The organism is Marinobacter sp. BW6 (assembly GCF_008107725.1).
In the GTDB taxonomy this organism is placed as follows: Bacteria; Pseudomonadota; Gammaproteobacteria; order Pseudomonadales; family Oleiphilaceae; genus Marinobacter.
Window position 1 is genome coordinate 181447 of sequence record NZ_VIRN01000064.1, and the last position, 16625, is coordinate 198071.

Sequence of the window (16625 nt, forward strand, 5' to 3'; positions counted from 1 at the left end):
CGGCCGAAGGAACGCGCGCGCAGCGATGCTGATCATTCTGGATCGGGACGGGGTCATCAACGAGTACGATGGCAACTACATCTGCTCAGCGGATGAATGGCACCCCATTCCCGGTAGCGTAGAAGCGGTGGCCCGACTCTGTAATGCCGGGCACCGCATTGCCATTGCCACCAACCAGTCCGGCATCGGGCGGGGTTATTACGACACCGACGAACTGGATGCCATGCACGAAAAACTCGAGCAGCTGGTGGAAGCGCAAGGTGGCTGCATCGATTTCATCGCCTACTGCCCCCACCACCCCGACGACCAATGCTGCTGCCGCAAGCCACTGACCGGCCTGCTGGAGCAGATCCGGGAGCATTTCCATCTCGCCAACCTGGAAGGCGTCATCATGGTGGGAGACAGCCGTAAGGACCTGGAAGCCGGCCACGCTGAAAGGTGTCGTCCGGTACTGGTGCGAACCGGTAACGGCCTGGACACCGAACGCCATCTGGACGCCCGGCCCATACCCGGCGCCAATGTCAGTATCTACGATAATCTGAGCAAATTTACGGATGCCCTTTTATCCGCCGAGGGCTGGTAAAACCAAAGCGAATCCGTATAATACCGGCCGTTGATCGGCGTGTGGCGCAGCTTGGTAGCGCACTTCGTTCGGGACGAAGGGGTCGCAGGTTCGAATCCTGCCACGCCGACCACTTTCCCGTTTATTCCCCTCCTGTTTTGCCCCTATCAGTACGCAGCAAAAGATCACCTCAACGTCGACGCGGCAATCACAGCGCTGATTACCTAACTAGAGCAATGGCTCCAAGGGCAACAAAGAGAACAGATACACCAATGCCCGTTTGAAAGGGCCGGTATTCGGCTCGCGGCGGTGCTCAATCATGTCTGTTCCTGTGAATTCCAGCCACCGAAGATCACCCTCTTCATCCAGCACAACCTCGTAAGCCGCCAGCCTGACTTTGTCGGGAAAGCCAGACTCAAGGGCAGTCGCCAGTTCCGGGCTCTTGATCAGAAACCCGAGTTCGGTGTTGAGGTTCGCTGAACGGGGGTCGAAATTGAAGGAACCAACAAAGAGCGTCTCGCCATCCACCGCAAAGGTTTTAGCGTGAAGGCTGGCGGCAGAGCTGCCGGCAATGCCACCAGGGCTCGGCTTTTCGTCTTCATCCTCCGACCTGAATTTACGCAACTCGAACAACTCAACACCCGCCTTTAATAAAGCCTTCCGATATTTCGCATAGCCTGAATGCACCAGAGCGACGTCGTTGGCTTCCAAGGAGTTGGTGAGAATCCGCACCTGCACACCAGCGCTTTCAAGGTCGCGGAATAGCTCGACGCCACGATTACCGGGAACGAAGTAGGGCGAAACCAGGGTCACTGTCTTTTCAGGTTCACCCAGCGCCATGGCCAACTGTTGGCTCAATAGACCCTGCTCTCCTTCGAGCCCCTGCGCCTTGGCAGGATCGTCGCTCACCATCTCTACCGGCGCCCAGATGAAAGAGACCTCCCGGTCCAGCAATTCCCTGAGAAAATCCGAATTTTGCAAACCAGCCACAAAGCGCCGGGCTTCAGTATCCTGTTGAACAGAAGCGAGATTTGCCGCCATGGCATCCAGGTCCTCATCATCGGCGCCTGCCAGCAATCGATCCGCCGGGTACGCGGACTGACTCGCCCAGTAGCGATCAAAATCCCTGGAAACACGCTCCACGACTGGCCCGATCGCCAAAACATCCAGATCCGCGAAAAGGGTACCGCCACCCACCCCGAAATACTCGTCGGCAATGTTCCGGCCGCCAATAATGGCGGCCTGGTTGTCAGCCGTGAATGACTTGTTGTGCATTCGGTGGTTCAGGCGTCCAAAATCGGTCAGAAAGCCCAAAGTCCGGGAACTACGGATCACAAACGGATTGAACAGCCTAACTTCGATGTTGTCGTGATGATTTAACGCCGCCAGGAAATCGTCCATGCCCGCGATGCCGTTGTCGTCCAGAAGCAGCCGAACCCGAACGCCGCGTTCGGCCGCGCGATATAGCGAGTACAGAAGCAGCTGGCCGGTAATATCGTCCCGCCAGATGTAGTACTGAACATCCAGGGATCTCTCGCTGGCCTCAGCGAGCAAAGCGCGGGCAACGAAAGCGTCCAGTGGATGCTCCAGCGTTGTAATACCACTGAGATCGGGATGGGTTTCAATTTCTCTGCCAACTGCGCTGCCAAGGCGCGTATCTGCCGTCTGCTCCTGAAGGAATGCGACAGACTGTGAGCGGTCTTTCAGGGATGGCAACGCACAACCTGCCAGCAGACCTGGCAGCAGTAGCAGTGCAAGAAGGGTAAAAGTTCGGCTTTCAGTCATTTTGCATCGGGCCATCCAGGTCGAGATTGAGAGAGTCTTTCCCTTGAAGCATGACACAAAGCATTTCCGATCTTTATATTTCCTATTGATATAACGTTAGACTCTAAAGTTTGGTACGCTTTGATATATCTCAAGCACCACTCGCGCACAGCAAACAAAGACAAGAGGTTCGAGGCATGACCAGCAACACAACCACCACGGGCAGCGTCAAAACTCATACCGTCGTAATCGTGGGCGGCGGAGCGGCCGGTATATCGGTGGCATCCAGCATCCACAAACGGGATAGCACTATCGACATCGCCATCGTTGAACCTGCTACCCGGCACCACTACCAGCCGGGCTGGACCATGGTGGGCGGCGGGGTCTTCCGGCCCGAGGTCACCTCCAAGCCCATGTCAGACGTCATGCCCAGTTTCGTGTCCTGGTACCAGCAACCGGTGACCGCCATCGACCAGGACAACAACCAGGTTTCCCTGGGTGACGGCTCATCCATGCAATACAAGGCGCTGGTTCTCGCTCCCGGCCTGGAGCTGAACTGGGGCGGCATCGAAGGCCTTGAGGAGGCGCTGGGCTCCAACGGGGTCACCTCCAACTACCGGGAAGGCATGGCCAGCTACACCTGGGACATGGTGCAGAAGCTCAAGAAAGGCCGGGCTCTTTTCAGCCAGCCTCCAATGCCGATCAAATGTGCCGGTGCGCCTCAGAAAGCCATGTACCTGTCTGCCGATTACTGGCTCAAGCACGGCGTGCTGAACAACGTGGATATTCAGTTCCATAACGCCGGGGCCGTTCTTTTTGGGGTGGCCGATTACGTCCCGGCCCTGGAAGCCTACATCGAAAAATACGGCATTGACCTGAATTTCCAGAGCACACTGGTTGCAGTGAATGGGCCGGCGAAAACGGCGGTTTTCCGCTCGACCGACAGCGAGGGCAAGAGCCAGGACCGCAAGATCAGTTTCGATATGCTCCACGCAGTGCCGCCACAGCGGGCACCGAAGCTTATCCGGGAGTCCGCCCTGGCCAATGAGGGCGGCTGGCTGGATCTTGAAGACGACACCCTGCGCCACAAAACCTATGCCAACATCTTCGGCCTTGGAGACGTGAGCGGAACCGGCAACGCCAAAACCGCTGCTGCGGTACGCAAACAGGCACCGGTGGTGGCCGAGAACCTGGTCGCTACATTGAAAAACCATCAACTCCAGGCCGTTTACCTAGGCTATGGCTCATGCCCCCTTACAGTAGAAAACGGCAAGATCGTACTGGCGGAATTCGGTTACGGCGGCGCACTCCAGCCCAGCTTCCCGAAATGGATCAACGATGGCACCAAGGCCACCCGGGCCGCCTGGTGGCTTAAAGCAAAACAGCTGCCAACTCTATATTGGCATGGCATGTTGAAGGGGCACGAATGGCTCGCCAAACCTGCCAAACGATAAGCCCTAAGGGGGTAAAACATTAACCCATGTGTTTTGCCCAAAAACTTCATAAAAACCAATCAATTGTTTGGTTTGGGCGGGGGCAAATCGCTTTTTCAATCAGAGATTTCCTTAGCCCCTCTTACCTTCTCCCCTATAGGCTCTTTGCATTATCTGTCCTACTGTGAACTACGAAGCACCATTGTTTCCGTTCATATCAGGTCCTATCGATGCGAAAGAATCTCCCGGTAACGGATAACGAGAAAACCTTCTCGCCGAACCAGAAACTGATTTCCTCAACCGACCTCAAGGGCAAGATTCGGCACTGCAACTCGGCCTTTGTTGACGTCAGCGGCTTCAACCGGGAAGAGCTCATCGGGCAGCCCCATAACATCGTCCGGCACCCGGACATGCCCCCAGAAGCCTACGAAAATATGTGGTCGCACCTGAAGGCCGGGCAGCCTTGGATGGGCCTGGTAAAAAACCGCTGCAAGAACGGCGATTTCTATTGGGTAAGTGCTTACGTCACCCCGGTTACCGAAAACGGTAAGGTTGTCGGTTACGAATCGGTTCGAACAAGTCCGGACCGCAAGGACGTTGAGCGGGCGGAAAAGCTCTACGCGGCCATAAGGTCGGGGAAATCCGGCATCCCCTTCTGGCGACGTTTACAACCCCCCACCATTTTTCTCGCCCTGGTGTTCATCGTTGCGGGCGCTCTGTTCTTAATTGGCCAGCAAGCCCTTTCTGAACTGGCTCTGGCCGGTGGTGTGATTGTCTATGCAGGTTGGATGCACCTGGCCCGCACGCGTTTGATGGGGTCTGTCACCAAACTGCTCGAACACAGCTTTACCGACAATCTCGCTGCCAGAAGCTACACCGATGACGACCTGCCGCTGGGGCGTATCAAGGTCGCGGTCAAAGCCCAGCAGGCACACCTGGACGCGGTTCTTACGAGGCTTGAAGACTCGGCCGATGAGATGCGCCTGTTCTCCGTAAAGGGCCGGGAAGTCAGCTTTGAAGCTCAGGAGGCCCTCAGGCAGCAACAGGGGGAAACTGAGCAGGTTGCGGCGGCCGTGCACGAGATGTCCCAGACCATTGCCGAAGTTTCATCAAACGTCCAGTCAACTGCCGAACGGGCGGACGGCGCTAAGCAATTTGCCAACGAAGGCCGCTCTGTTGTTCGCGGCACGCGAGAAGCCATCGAGACCCTTAAGGGGTCCGTCCATGGCATCAGCGATTCCGTCGGCGAACTGGCCCAGCAGACCCAGCAAATTGCTTCCGCCGCAAAGATTATTGAAGAGATCGCCGAACAGACCAACCTGCTGGCCCTGAATGCCGCCATTGAAGCTGCCAGGGCAGGGGAACATGGCCGGGGTTTCGCCGTGGTGGCCGAGGAAGTGCGCGGGCTGGCGTCACGCACCCGCAACTCCACCAGTGAGATCCATGGCATCGTCAATGAATTGATTTCACGTTCCGAAGAGGCCAACACGAAAGCGGACGAGGGCAAGCTGTCGGCGGACGAAGGCATGAAGAAAATGCTCTCGGCCGAGAGCACACTGAATGACATCGCCGAATCCGTCACCAACATTGCTGAAATGGCGTTGCAGATGGCGGCAGCGGTGGAAGAACAGGCTCAGGTGTCGGACCAGATTAATGAGCAGGTGGAAAAAATATCCGCCCTTGCATCTACCAATCTAGACAAAGGCGAGGAATCAACCGAGTGCGTGAGAAAAATTGACGAAATAGCGGGCGATTTACATGAATTGGTCGTGAGGTTCAGTTCGCGGGCATAGCACAGCCACAAACACCGATTACCAGCATCGAACCGGCAAAACCGATGACCAACGTACCCCGTTGTGCGAAAAGGGGTTGTCTTCTTTGCCAGGGCTATCTACTGTCGAGACCATTGCCTGTTTAAGATGCCAACGGTCGTTTTTTGCAGACAGCCATCTACCCGCACTGAGTGAGTCGCAGCCATGGACAGTAGTACCCTGGAAAAACGTCGACTCATCGCCCTGGAGCGCCTGGGTATTCTGGATACTCCCCCGGAAGACCGGTTTGAGCGGATTACCCGCATAGCCCGGCAGTATTACGGAGTGAAAACCGCGCTGTTCTCGGTGCTGGATGCGGAGCGTCAGTGGTTTAAATCCCGCCAGGGTCTTGATGCCAGCGAAACACCCCGCTCGGTTGCGTTTTGTGATTACGCCATTGAGCAGGACAAAGCGTTTATCGTTTCCGATGCGACCAGGGATCCCCGTTTCAGCCAGAATCCGTTGGTCACCGGTGATCCCCATATCCGGTTTTATGCCGGCATGCCGGTAAGGGAGCCGACCGGTTTCAAGATCGGCACACTCTGCATTATCGATGATGCCCCCCGCGAATTCGGCGAGCTGGACCTGGATATCCTCCGTAATCTGGCCACGATGATTGAGGATGAGCTTGAGCGAACCTACCTGTCGATCGAGAGTCATCAATTCGTGGAGGTGTCTCACCTGAACCGGTCGATCCAGCGGGCCCTGAACGTCTTCCTCACCAGTGACAACCAGCATGCAGCTTTCGAGCAGATGCTGAACGACCTGCTTTCGCTCACCGGCAGCCAGTTCGGCTTCATCGGCGAAACGCTGTTCCAGGCTAACGGCGACCCCTATCTTAAGATTGGCGCAATAACCAACATTGCCTGGAACCCGAAAACACAGGCGCTTTACCAGCAGGTGGAAAGGCGAGGACTGGTTTTCGACCGCCTTGATACCCTGATTGCCCTTCCGATGACTACGGGAGAAGTGGTGATCTCCACGGATGTTACAACCGACCCCCGCCGTGGAGGATTGCCGGAAGGGCACCCAAACATCGACGCCTATATCGGGATTCCGGTTTTCTCAGGCGATCAGCAAGTAGGGCTAGTTGGACTCGCCAACCGTCTCGGGGGATATAAGGCGAGACTAGCCGAAGAGTTGGAGCCACTGCTACAAACCCTCGGGAACCTGATTGAACGGAAGCGCCTGCATCACGAAAAACAACAGCATCAGGAACGCCTTGAAAAGGCCGCTAATTACGACGCCCTTACGGGTTTGCCCAACCGTCGGAGGCTCACGGAAATCTTCACCCAGGAGCTCCATGAAGCCAACCTCCGCCACGGCACTGTGGCTCTCTGCTTCATTGACCTGGACGGTTTTAAAGGCATCAACGATCACCACGGCCATGCATTGGGCGACGCTGTTCTGAAGATCATTTCCGAACGTCTGAAAGCCACTATCCGGCAACACGATGCCATCGGGAGGCTGGGGGGCGATGAATTCGTCGCCGTTCTCAGGGATGTCGAAGACTCGACGGTCTACAGCCGGATTCTGGAAGCTATCCGCCGCCCGATCAGCTACCAGAATGCAGTCATGAAACTGTCGGCCAGTATGGGGGTGACCGTTTATCCCGATGATGCCGAAGACCCGGATACGCTGCTTCGGCATGCCGATCAGGCTATGTATGCGGCCAAAGATTCGGGAAAGGATACCTATAGCCTGTTTGATCTGGCGTCGCACTTTAATCGCAAGGAGCGAGTCCGTGTACTCGAGCAGGTCGACGAAGCACTGGCAAAACAACAGTTCGAACTCTACTACCAGCCCAAAATCAACTACCGCACCGGAACGGTTGAGGGTTTTGAAGCACTGATTCGCTGGAACCACCCGGAGGAGGGACTTCTGTCTCCGGCGCGTTTTCTGGAGCACCTGGAGTTCACCGACTACGCCAGGCAGGTTGGACTGTTCGTGATGGAAAGCGCAGTCAGCGTGATCTGTGAATTCATGAACCTCGGACTGCCTTATACGCTCAGTATCAATCTCAGCCCCTCCCACTTCCTGAGCGAACACTTCCCGGACGATATTACGGGCACCCTGAACGAGTGCCCTCACGAAGTGCGTGACCGGCTGATCATTGAAATCCTGGAAACGACCGCACTGGACGACACCACTACCGTCATGAAGAACCTTGGTGTCTGCCGCAACACAGGGCTGTGCATCTCCCTGGACGATTTCGGAACCGGTTACTCGTCACTGAATTACTTCCGGACCTTGCCGGCCCAGGAAGTGAAAATTGACCGTACCTTTGTGGGTGACCTGATAGGGAACCAGGATAACTCGATGATCGTAGAAGCTATTTTACGCCTGTCCCAGAGTTTTCAGAGGCGCACCGTGGCGGAAGGGGTGGAGACGGCCGAGCAAGAACAACGTCTTCTCGCACTTGGCTGTGATGTCGGCCAGGGCTATCGGTACAGTCCACCCCTGCCACTGGCAGAAGCGCTCGACTGGGCCAATAATTTCAATTGGGCTCGTTACCATTCGGGCCACAACTAGCTGCAAACAAGCGGCCTTCGTGTGAGGGATCACATGCACCTGACTGCAGAAACCAGGCTCAATGCCATTCTTGACGGCACCGGGGCAGGCACCTGGGAATACAACCTGGACACCGGCGAGATCATTTTCAATGATCGCTGGGCCAGCATGCTTGGCTACACCCTGGAAGAACTTTCGCCGTTGTCGTTCCAGACCTGGGAGCGGCTTAGTCACCCCACCGATATTGAATCGGCAAACCAGGCATTGACCGCTTATATGAACGGTAAGGCCTCCCAGTTTGAATGCGTGGTGCGGATGCTTCACAAAGACGGTGACTGGCGTTTTATCCACACCCGCGGAACCCTGTTCAACAACGACCAGACGGCGGGAAACCGTTGGCTGATGGGAACGCATCTTGATGTCACGGAAGAGAAAGTTTCCCAACACCAGTTGCAACAACTTGCCGAATCTCTCCCGGGGGTCATTTATACCTTTACCCTCAACAAAGATGGCAGCTTTCACTTCCCCTACATGAGTCGCAAGGCCAAGGATTTTTATGGCTTAACAGCAGAGGAAACCCGGACCAACCCGGAACGGATGTTTGAAGCCATTCATACGGAAGATATTTCAAGAGTCCACGAAACCATAGAGCGATCCCGCAAGACGCTAAGCGAATGGGTTTGCGACTACCGGATCATCAAGGACGGCGAAATCCGATGGCTAAGAGGTGTCTCCCAGCCGGAGAGAAATCCGGACGGCAGCACTACCTGGCACGGTGTTATTACTGACATCGACGATCAGAAACGCCTGGAATTCCAGCTGGAAGCTTTGACGATTACCGATGAACTGACAGGGCTCTATAACCGGAGATACCTGCTCAGAAAGCTTGCGGAACTGGAAGAACAATCCGCCCGTTACGACCATCCTTTCTCATTACTCTCCCTGGACATTGATTTCTTCAAAAGCGTCAACGATTCCTGGGGCCATCTTACCGGCGATACGGTATTGCGCACGGTGGCCAATCTGATCGAAACACGGACTCGCAAGACTGATATTGTCGCCCGAACCGGGGGGGAGGAGTTTATCGTTCTGATGCCTCACACCACGTTGAGTGATGCCCGCCACGTTGCCGAATCCCTGCGTATCGGCATGGAGACGGAGAGCTTTGTCAGCGACGATGGCACCCCTTTCAATGTTACCTTGAGTGCCGGGGTCGTATGCTGGAGCAGAAGTATAAACGGTGTTCGGGAGCTGTTGTCAGCCTGCGATCAACTGCTTTATCAGGCCAAGAGAGCGGGCAGAAATCAGGTGGTAGTCAGCGAAATCGGCGCTGAAAAGAGCTGACAGGCAAAAAACAGCGTATTCTGGCTCTCCACACAACCATGAACGGAGAAAGAGTATGATCGGATACGTCACCCTTGGCGTCAGTGATATGGAACGAGCAAAGGCATTCTATGCCGATTTGTTGAGCGACCAGGGGGCCAAGGTGCTTCTGGACATGGGCCGCATCGCCTTTATCGGCAAAAGCATGAGTGCCCCCATGCTCGCGGTGTGCGTTCCCTTCAATGAAGAACCCAACCATCCCGGCAACGGCAATATGGTCGCCCTTCCCGCGGGTTCCAAAGAGAATGTGGATGCCATGTACAAGAAAGCGATCGAGCTTGGTGCTACCTGCGACGGTGAGCCCGGGCAGCGAATCCCGGACCAGTTCTACGGCGCCTATGTGAAAGACCCGGACGGCAACAAGCTGGCGTTTTTTGTATTCGGTTGATTAATTGCGGCCCTCGCCTGAGGGCCGCAATTTTTACATTTTCAGCTTACCGCAGTCGCCACTTCCGCCTTGCCAGTTTTCAGCAACGCGTAACCGAAACCAATCACCAGTGATCCCACCGCAATCGCAATTAGGTAGGGCAATACCGCACTAACCGCGTTCGGAATGGCAAGCACAAACAGCCCGCCATGGGGTGCCATCAGCTTGACGGTAAACAGCATCGACAGGGCACCGGTAATTGCGCCACCGATCATACACACCGGAATTACCCGCAACGGATCCTTCGCCATAAACGGTATCGCGCCTTCCGAGATAAAGCACAATCCCAACACAAAGGACGCCCGTCCGGCCTGTCGTTCCGCCTCTGCAAACTTACGCCGGGCGATGAACGACGCCACACCCATGCCGATGGCCGGTACCATTCCTGCGGCCATGATGGCCGCCATGGGTGCCGAGCCGCCGCTGCCCTCTGAAAGCAGACCCACGCCGAAGGTATAGGCGGCCTTGTTGACAGGTCCTCCCAGATCAAAGCACATCATGGCACCGAGAATGCCACCAAGCAGGATCGCATTGGTCGTTCCCATACTTTCGAGGAAACCCGTCAGGGCGCCCATAATGGCGGCCATGGGCTCTCCGATCACATAGATCATCCCCAGGCCGGTAACCAGACTGGCCAGCAAGGGAATAATGAGGATCGGCTTCAGCGATTCGATGCTCTCTGGCATCGGCAGTTTCTGGCTGATAAAGCGCGCTACATAGCCAGCCAGGAAGCCCGCCACAATACCGCCGAGGAACCCGGCTCCCAACTCACCCGCCAGAAACCCACCGATCATGCCCGGCGTCAGGCCGGGACGGTCGGCAATCGACCAGGCGATGTATCCGGCCAGCAACGGAATCATCAGTTTGAACGCGGTGCCGCCACCAATCTGCATCAGGGCGGCAGCCAGCGTGCCTTCCTCCTGAAACGCTTCAATCCCGAATACGAAGGACAGGGCGATCAGCAAACCGCCAGCAACCACCATGGGCAGCATGAAGGACACGCCGGTGAGCAGGTGCTTATAGGGGCCCCGCTTTTCGCCGCTTCCGGCACCACTGGTAGCTTTCTGCTGGCCGCCTTCAAAAACCACGGCCTCGGCCAGGGCATCACGGATGGTATCGGCGGGTTTTTTCAGGGCGGCACCGGTCGAGGTCCGCCACACGCGCTTGCCGGCAAAGCGTCCCGGGTCCACCTCAATATCACAGGCCAGGATCACCACGTCGGCAGCGGCGATTTCTTTGGCAGTTAGAGGATCCTGGGCGCCAACTGAGCCCTGGGTTTCTACACGGATCTTGTGGCCCGCGGATTCCGCGGCAGCGGTCAGTGCCTCCGCCGCCATAAAGGTATGGGCAACGCCGGTGGGGCATGCAGTAACGGCAACGATCCGCTTACCGGCAGAGGTACTGCCGACAGCGGTACTGGTTGCTATAGATTCCTGACTGGCCATTGCCGGGCCCCAGGGTGTGGCCTCCGCCTGCGCCCGGGTGAGGATGGCGTCTGGGTCTGGCAGGGCTGCGGTGACCGGAATCTGCAGCAAGCGTTTACCTGCATAGACATCCAGATTTACCGGAACACCGACCGCGGCAATAACAAGATCGGCCTGTTGGATTGCCGCTTCGCTGGGCTTGTTGTCGGCTTTACCATCCGGGCCTCGAGTATCAGTGGTAACAGACCAGCCGCGCCGGTTCGCCGCCCGTTCAAGGGCCCGGGCAGCCAGAAAACGGGTTGCCACGCCCTGCGGGCAGGCAGTCACAATAATCAGGTTCATAACGGCATCTCTCCGGTGTTGTTTTCCCCGGGCCATGGCTGCACCCGGGTTTGTTGGAGAAGGGAAGAAAAGTCCGGTGCATCCGGGTTTCCGACACCAATGTGTTGCACACATTCGGCAGACAACGCGGTGGCGAACGTCAGTACCGCTTCATCAGGCTGGCCTGCAAGCACACCATGGAGCATGCCCGCCAACAGGGTATCGCCGGCGCACACGGTGCTGACCACCGAGACCGGTGGTACCTGCGATCTCATAGTTCCGGCCGGTGACGACCACAACACGCCATCCGCGCCCATGGACACCACCACATGCGCTACGCCACTGGCACGTAGGCGGGCAACTGCGGCCTCCACTTCTGTCATGTCGGTCAAGGGCATACCCGCCCAGCCCGACAACTCATCGGTATTGGGTTTGACTGCAAAAGGCCCGGCGTCGATGCCCGCTTTGAGGCCCTCGCCACTGGTATCGAGCCACACCGGTTTGCCGGCACGGGAGGCTTGTTGGACGAGACCCGCCAATCCGGATGGCGAAAAGCCCTCGGGCAGACTGCCACCAATAACCACCGCATCGCATTCCGTCAGCAACGGCGCCAGTCGGGATTCGAGGCGCTGCAGGGCGTCTTCCGACACCCGGAAACCCGGCCCGTTCAGATCAGTCACCCGGCCACCGGCCTCAGCAATCTTGATATTGATGCGGTTCTGACCCGGAATGCGCACCAAACTGTCCTGCAGGCCTTCCGCTTCAAACAGCCGCTCAAAGGGCGCGGCATTGGCGTCGCCCAACAGCCCTGCAACGGTGACCGAATGGCCAAGACGCGCCAATACCCGAGCCACATTGATGCCTTTTCCGGCCGGCTCCATCAGGGTATGACCTGTACGATTTACCTCTCCGAGAGTGAGGGGCGACGTTTCAACACTCAGGTCGAGAGCCGGATTCAGGGTGATTGTCAGGATACGAGCCATCACCAGGCCTCCAGGGCATCACGCACCTCGGACGCCGTTGCGAGAGCCAGCGCCTTTTCAGCCTGTTGTCGGGCGCTTTCAAGGTTTAGGCCGCGAATACAGGCCTTCACCAGGGGCACCCGACGACTGGTTACAGACAGCTCGTCGACATCCAGCCCGACCAGAACCGGAATCGCCTGGGGATCTGAGGCCAGCTCCCCGCATACCCCGACCCAGCGGTCGTGGGCGTGCGCCGCCTCCACGGTCATCCGAATCAGCCGCAATACTGACGGGTGCAGACCGTCTGATTCAGCCGAAAGCTGCCCGTGGCCACGGTCGATGGCCAGGGTGTACTGGGTAAGGTCGTTGGTGCCAACGGAAAAGAAATCCACCTCCGGCGCCAGGGTCGACGCAAGCAATGCGCAGGAGGGCACTTCTATCATCACGCCAACCTGAACATCACTGGCGGCCACCTCCGCCTGCACTTGGGAGACAATTGCCCTGGCAGCCCTGAACTCTTCCACATCCTTGACCATGGGGAACATGATGCGCAGGGGCCGGTCGCCGGCGGCGGTCAGCAGCGCCCGCACCTGAGTTTCGAGGATATCCGGGCGAGTCAATGACAACCGGATACCGCGCATGCCCAGAAACGGATTGTCCTCCTGGGGCAACGGCCAGTAATCCAGAGGCTTGTCGCCGCCCACATCCAGAGTACGGGCTACCAGCGGCAGGCCGTTCAAGGCATCGAACGCGTGTTGGTATTCACTCACCTGGGTGGCCAGATCCGGCGCTTCCGGATGGGCCATAAAAATGAACTCGGTACGGAGCAGGCCAACACCGTCGGCGCCCCGTTCCACAGCATCCGGGGTGTGGGCGGTGTTACCCAGATTGGCGCAGACTTCGATGGTATGGCCATCTACGGTGGTAGCCGGCTGATTGCGGTTCTCATGAGCTTCGGCCTGCAACGCGTCCAGTTGTTGCAAACGGCGACGGATCTTCTCGCAGCGTTCGGCCCCGGGGTTCGGCACCAGGCAACCCCGTTCGCCATCCACCACCAGATCGGAGCCATTCAGGATTGTCAGTATTCGCTCGCCGGCACCCACGACCGCAGGCAGCCCCAGGGCTCGGGCCAAAATCGCACTGTGGGACGTCGCTCCCCCGCGGGCTGTGACGAGGCCACGCACCCTGGTGGTATCCAGCCGAGCCACATCCGATGGCCCGAGATCGTCAGCCACCAAGATATAGGTAGTGTCCGGCGGCGTCGGCATGGCCACGCCACAGAGGTTGGCCAGGACCCGGCGCCCGACGTCCCGCAGGTCCGCGGCACGTTCGGCCAGCAAACGGTCAGCCAGTGCTTCCTGGGCCCGCGCCGCGGTATCAATGGCTTTCCACCACCCCGCTTCGGCAGAGGCCCCTTCGTTGATTGCCTCCAGCGTAGCCTGATACAGGTCCTCATCCTGGAGCATTTCCACATGCACCGAAAGAATTGGCGCAGCTTCACCACCTTCAGCTTGCCGGATCAGGGTCCGGAGCTGACCCTCGGCCTCATCCATGGCCCGGTTAAGGCGCTGGATCTGCTGCTCACTGTCCGCGGCCGACTCCGGATACTCCAGCACCGGCTGACGCATCACAAACGCAGGCGCCAGCGCCAGCCCCGGTGACGCGGCCACGGCTTTCACCGGCTGGTCATCGACCAGTGGTTCCGAGGGTTGAGTCGCGGGTTCCGTGGTTTGCTGCTCGGCTTGGCGCAACGGCGCGACCTTTTCACCCAGACCATCCTCAACGGCTTTGGTCAGAGCGTTAATGGCCTGCTCAGCCTCCTCCCCCGTTGCCGACAGCAGAAGCATCTGGCCCCGGCGGGCGCCCAGTCCAATCACCCGGGTCAGGCTGGTGGCGGACACCGCACTGCCGTCACCCTCAAGCAAGCGAATCCGGATGCCGGCATTGTGTCGGCGGGCCTCCTGAACCAGTTGCTTTGCGGGTCGGGCATGCAGCCCGTGGGTATTGAGTAGCCTTACCTTGGCGGTGACCGCATCAGCAGCCTCACCAGACAGTCTGGCCAGCACAGCCTCGGCACTCAGGCCGTCAATGGGTTCATTACGGGCCAGGAAGTTATCAATGCGATCGAGCAGGTCATGACATTCGTCACCGGGACCGGCCAGGCAGAACACGCCCCGCAGGTCCGGCGTTGCCCGCCTGGGTGTCGCCAGGGACAGGGTCGGCCTCCGGGCACCAACAGTATGATGGGTCAGCCAGAAACCCTGGCCGAGGGCCACTGGCGGCTGACCGATAATGCTGGCCAGAAACTCGGTGTCCACACAGCGCAGGCTCTGCAGGCGGGCGGCGGCAATCAGGGACAGCTCATTTGGAGTGGAAGCATCGATGCCCAGGCACAGGGTTTCGCTGTCGCATTTGGCCACCGCCGGAGCTTTGGAGAGCAGGGCAACCAGCTCGGCGGCATCCGTGGCCCGGCCCAATTTCTCCGCCAGCCCGGGCTTGTCCAACACGCGCGTCAGGTGGCGGAGAATATCCAGGTGTTCGTCAGACTGGGCCGCAATAGCCACCAGGACATGCACCCGGGCATTGTCGTGCCAGGTGATGCCCTCGGGGAACTGAACAATGCGGATACCGGTTTTGAGAACGGCATCCCGGCTTTCCGGTGTACCGTGGGGAATGGCAATGCCGTTACCCAGTACCGTGGACGATTGCTGTTCACGGACCTTCATTCCGGCCAGGTAATCGGGGGATGTTCGGCCGGCGGCCTCAAGATCCCGGGCTGCCTGTTGCAGTGCGTCTTGCCAGTCAGAGGCAGTGGCACCCAGTCGAACGTCATTGGCAGTCAGCGTCAGCATGATCGTTGCCTCGCTTTTTGTTTTGATACTGCGTCTTTGTTTCGATACCGCGTATCAGTTTTTGTTTGCTGAATCGTGTCAGCATGCTTAAAATCGATGATGAAACAGATATGATCAGAAATCAAGCAATCTTTGAATCGGAGCTGCCGTCCATGACCCTTGCGGAACTTGCCCGGCTTGCCGGCGTATCAAGAACCACGGCCAGCTATGTCATTAACGGCCAGGGGGCTGCCCGACGCATCAAACCGGACACCATCGAGAAGGTCCTTGCAGTGGCTCAGGCCCATGACTTTCAGGTGGACACTCAGGCGGCCGCCCTGCGGGGCGGGGCCAGCCGGACCCTTGGGTTTATCCTGCCTGACCTTGAGAACACCAGCTATGCACGCCTGGCCAAATTGCTTGAACAGGGCGCGAGAGCGAGAGGCTATCAGCTCCTGATTGCCGGTTCTGATGATGACCCTGAGACCGAAAAATCCCTGGCCCGAGCCCTGAAAGCCAGGCGCTGCGACGCCCTGATTGTCGCCAGCGCCCTGGCACTGGACGACCCCTTCTATCTCCAACTGCAGAAAGATGGTCTACCGGTGATTGCCGTTGATCGTGCCCAGTCTCCGGACCAGATCCGATGCGTGGTCAGCAACAACCGCGCAGCAGCCGAAATACTGACTCGTTCCGTGCTGGATGCGGAAACCGCCACCATCGCCTGGCTGGACGCGGTGCCGGAGCTTGCCATGACCCGCGAGCGACGGGAGGGTTTTCTGGCGGCCGCAAATGAGGCTGGCATTGCCCCGCTGGTGGAAAGCGGCCCTCATTACGATCGCGCCTCTGGCGCTACCATGATGAACCGGATTATGCGGGAGCATGGTTTGCCAGATGCTCTGGTTACAGCCTCTTACACGCTACTTCAAGGGGTTCTGGATGTGTTGCTGGAACTGCCCGGCGGACTACCGGAAAAGTTACGCCTGGCCACCTTCGGTGATGACCGCCTGCTGGATTTTTTGCCACTGCCGGTCAATTCACTGCCCCAGGACCACGAGGCCATCGCCAATGCGACTCTGGATCAGGCATTTTCAGCCATTGGGGAGAACGGATCTGCAGGGACCACCACGATAAATCGGAAACTCAAGAAACGTCCCGCTACCAGATAGAAGAAAGATCAGCGGTCCATGGTAGTGTTA

At 58.0% G+C, this 16625-nt stretch carries 11 protein-coding genes and 1 tRNA gene; 8 read left to right on the plus strand and 4 right to left on the minus strand.

Translation table 11 applies throughout. The annotated features are described in order from the left end of the window. Window positions 1-25: 25 nt before the first annotated feature. Together gmhB and FMN52_RS09515 are read left to right on the plus strand one after the other, a co-directional pair. Window positions 26-583: a D-glycero-beta-D-manno-heptose 1,7-bisphosphate 7-phosphatase gene (gene gmhB, locus FMN52_RS09510; protein ID WP_148608416.1), complete on the plus strand. Its 558-nt coding sequence runs from the start codon at window positions 26-28 to the stop codon at window positions 581-583. Window positions 584-618: 35 nt separating this feature from the next. Continuing rightward, window positions 619-695, plus strand: a tRNA-Pro gene (locus tag FMN52_RS09515). Between the two features lie 95 nt (window positions 696-790). Here the strand turns inward: FMN52_RS09515 and FMN52_RS09520 are convergent. Beyond that, window positions 791-2347, minus strand: coding sequence for a phospholipase D family protein (locus FMN52_RS09520; RefSeq protein WP_148608417.1), 1557 nt, complete (start codon window positions 2345-2347; stop codon window positions 791-793). A 176-nt stretch (window positions 2348-2523) separates the two neighbouring features. On the opposite strand from FMN52_RS09520, the gene FMN52_RS09525 reads away from it, so the two are divergent. The 5 genes from FMN52_RS09525 (at window position 2524) to FMN52_RS09545 (ending at window position 9852) form a co-directional block, all read left to right on the plus strand. Then, entirely contained in the window at window positions 2524-3780 is a 1257-nt protein-coding gene (locus tag FMN52_RS09525; RefSeq protein ID WP_148608418.1) for an FAD/NAD(P)-binding oxidoreductase, read from the plus strand. A gap of 209 nt (window positions 3781-3989) precedes the next feature. Then, complete coding sequence (locus tag FMN52_RS09530; RefSeq protein ID WP_148608419.1) at window positions 3990-5552, plus strand: PAS domain-containing methyl-accepting chemotaxis protein; 1563 nt, start codon at window positions 3990-3992, stop codon at window positions 5550-5552. A gap of 183 nt (window positions 5553-5735) precedes the next feature. After that, window positions 5736-8102 carry an EAL domain-containing protein gene (locus FMN52_RS09535; RefSeq protein WP_148608420.1) on the plus strand — a complete coding sequence of 789 codons (2367 nt, stop codon included), beginning with the start codon at window positions 5736-5738 and terminating at the stop codon, window positions 8100-8102. 33 nt (window positions 8103-8135) lie between these two features. After that, the gene (locus FMN52_RS09540) at window positions 8136-9425 is read left to right on the plus strand and encodes a sensor domain-containing diguanylate cyclase (protein ID WP_148608421.1); all 1290 of its coding nucleotides are present in this window, start codon (window positions 8136-8138) and stop codon (window positions 9423-9425) included. 55 nt (window positions 9426-9480) lie between these two features. Next, window positions 9481-9852 (plus strand): VOC family protein, encoded by a 372-nt coding sequence (locus FMN52_RS09545; RefSeq protein WP_053113416.1) that lies wholly within the window; start codon window positions 9481-9483, stop codon window positions 9850-9852. Window positions 9853-9893: 41 nt separating this feature from the next. Here the strand turns inward: FMN52_RS09545 and FMN52_RS09550 are convergent, their stop codons facing one another. The 3 genes from FMN52_RS09550 to ptsP are packed head-to-tail and all read right to left on the minus strand — an operon-like array spanning window position 9894 to window position 15450. Beyond that, window positions 9894-11657 carry a PTS fructose-like transporter subunit IIB gene (locus FMN52_RS09550; RefSeq protein WP_148608422.1) on the minus strand — a complete coding sequence of 588 codons (1764 nt, stop codon included), beginning with the start codon at window positions 11655-11657 and terminating at the stop codon, window positions 9894-9896. After that, window positions 11654-12619 carry a 1-phosphofructokinase gene (gene pfkB, locus FMN52_RS09555; protein ID WP_148608423.1) on the minus strand — a complete coding sequence of 322 codons (966 nt, stop codon included), beginning with the start codon at window positions 12617-12619 and terminating at the stop codon, window positions 11654-11656. Before pfkB ends, FMN52_RS09550 begins: the two co-directional genes overlap by 4 nt. Further along, window positions 12619-15450: a phosphoenolpyruvate--protein phosphotransferase gene (gene ptsP, locus FMN52_RS09560; RefSeq protein WP_148608424.1), complete on the minus strand. Its 2832-nt coding sequence runs from the start codon at window positions 15448-15450 to the stop codon at window positions 12619-12621. The genes pfkB and ptsP overlap by 1 nt, the downstream gene beginning before the upstream one ends. A 110-nt stretch (window positions 15451-15560) precedes the next feature. Here ptsP and cra point away from each other — a divergent pair, with 110 nt between their 5' ends. Then, on the plus strand, window positions 15561-16595 hold the full coding sequence (gene cra, locus FMN52_RS09565) for a catabolite repressor/activator (protein WP_346341308.1): 1035 nt from the start codon (window positions 15561-15563) through the stop codon (window positions 16593-16595). Window positions 16596-16625 lie beyond the last annotated feature (30 nt).

What these genes read in the sequence shown, in the direction of transcription:
- gmhB (WP_148608416.1), top strand. Translation starts at nt 26, where the DNA reads ATGCTGATCATTCTGGATCGGGACGGGGTCATCAACGAGTACGATGGC.
- FMN52_RS09520 (WP_148608417.1), bottom strand. Translation starts at nt 2,347, where the DNA reads ATGACTGAAAGCCGAACTTTTACCCTTCTTGCACTGCTACTGCTGCCA.
- cra (WP_346341308.1), top strand. Translation starts at nt 15,561, where the DNA reads ATGATCAGAAATCAAGCAATCTTTGAATCGGAGCTGCCGTCCATGACC.
- pfkB (WP_148608423.1), bottom strand. Translation starts at nt 12,619, where the DNA reads ATGGCTCGTATCCTGACAATCACCCTGAATCCGGCTCTCGACCTGAGT.
- FMN52_RS09545 (WP_053113416.1), top strand. Translation starts at nt 9,481, where the DNA reads ATGATCGGATACGTCACCCTTGGCGTCAGTGATATGGAACGAGCAAAG.
- FMN52_RS09540 (WP_148608421.1), top strand. Translation starts at nt 8,136, where the DNA reads ATGCACCTGACTGCAGAAACCAGGCTCAATGCCATTCTTGACGGCACC.
- FMN52_RS09535 (WP_148608420.1), top strand. Translation starts at nt 5,736, where the DNA reads ATGGACAGTAGTACCCTGGAAAAACGTCGACTCATCGCCCTGGAGCGC.
- FMN52_RS09525 (WP_148608418.1), top strand. Translation starts at nt 2,524, where the DNA reads ATGACCAGCAACACAACCACCACGGGCAGCGTCAAAACTCATACCGTC.
- FMN52_RS09530 (WP_148608419.1), top strand. Translation starts at nt 3,990, where the DNA reads ATGCGAAAGAATCTCCCGGTAACGGATAACGAGAAAACCTTCTCGCCG.
- ptsP (WP_148608424.1), bottom strand. Translation starts at nt 15,450, where the DNA reads ATGCTGACGCTGACTGCCAATGACGTTCGACTGGGTGCCACTGCCTCT.
- FMN52_RS09550 (WP_148608422.1), bottom strand. Translation starts at nt 11,657, where the DNA reads ATGAACCTGATTATTGTGACTGCCTGCCCGCAGGGCGTGGCAACCCGT.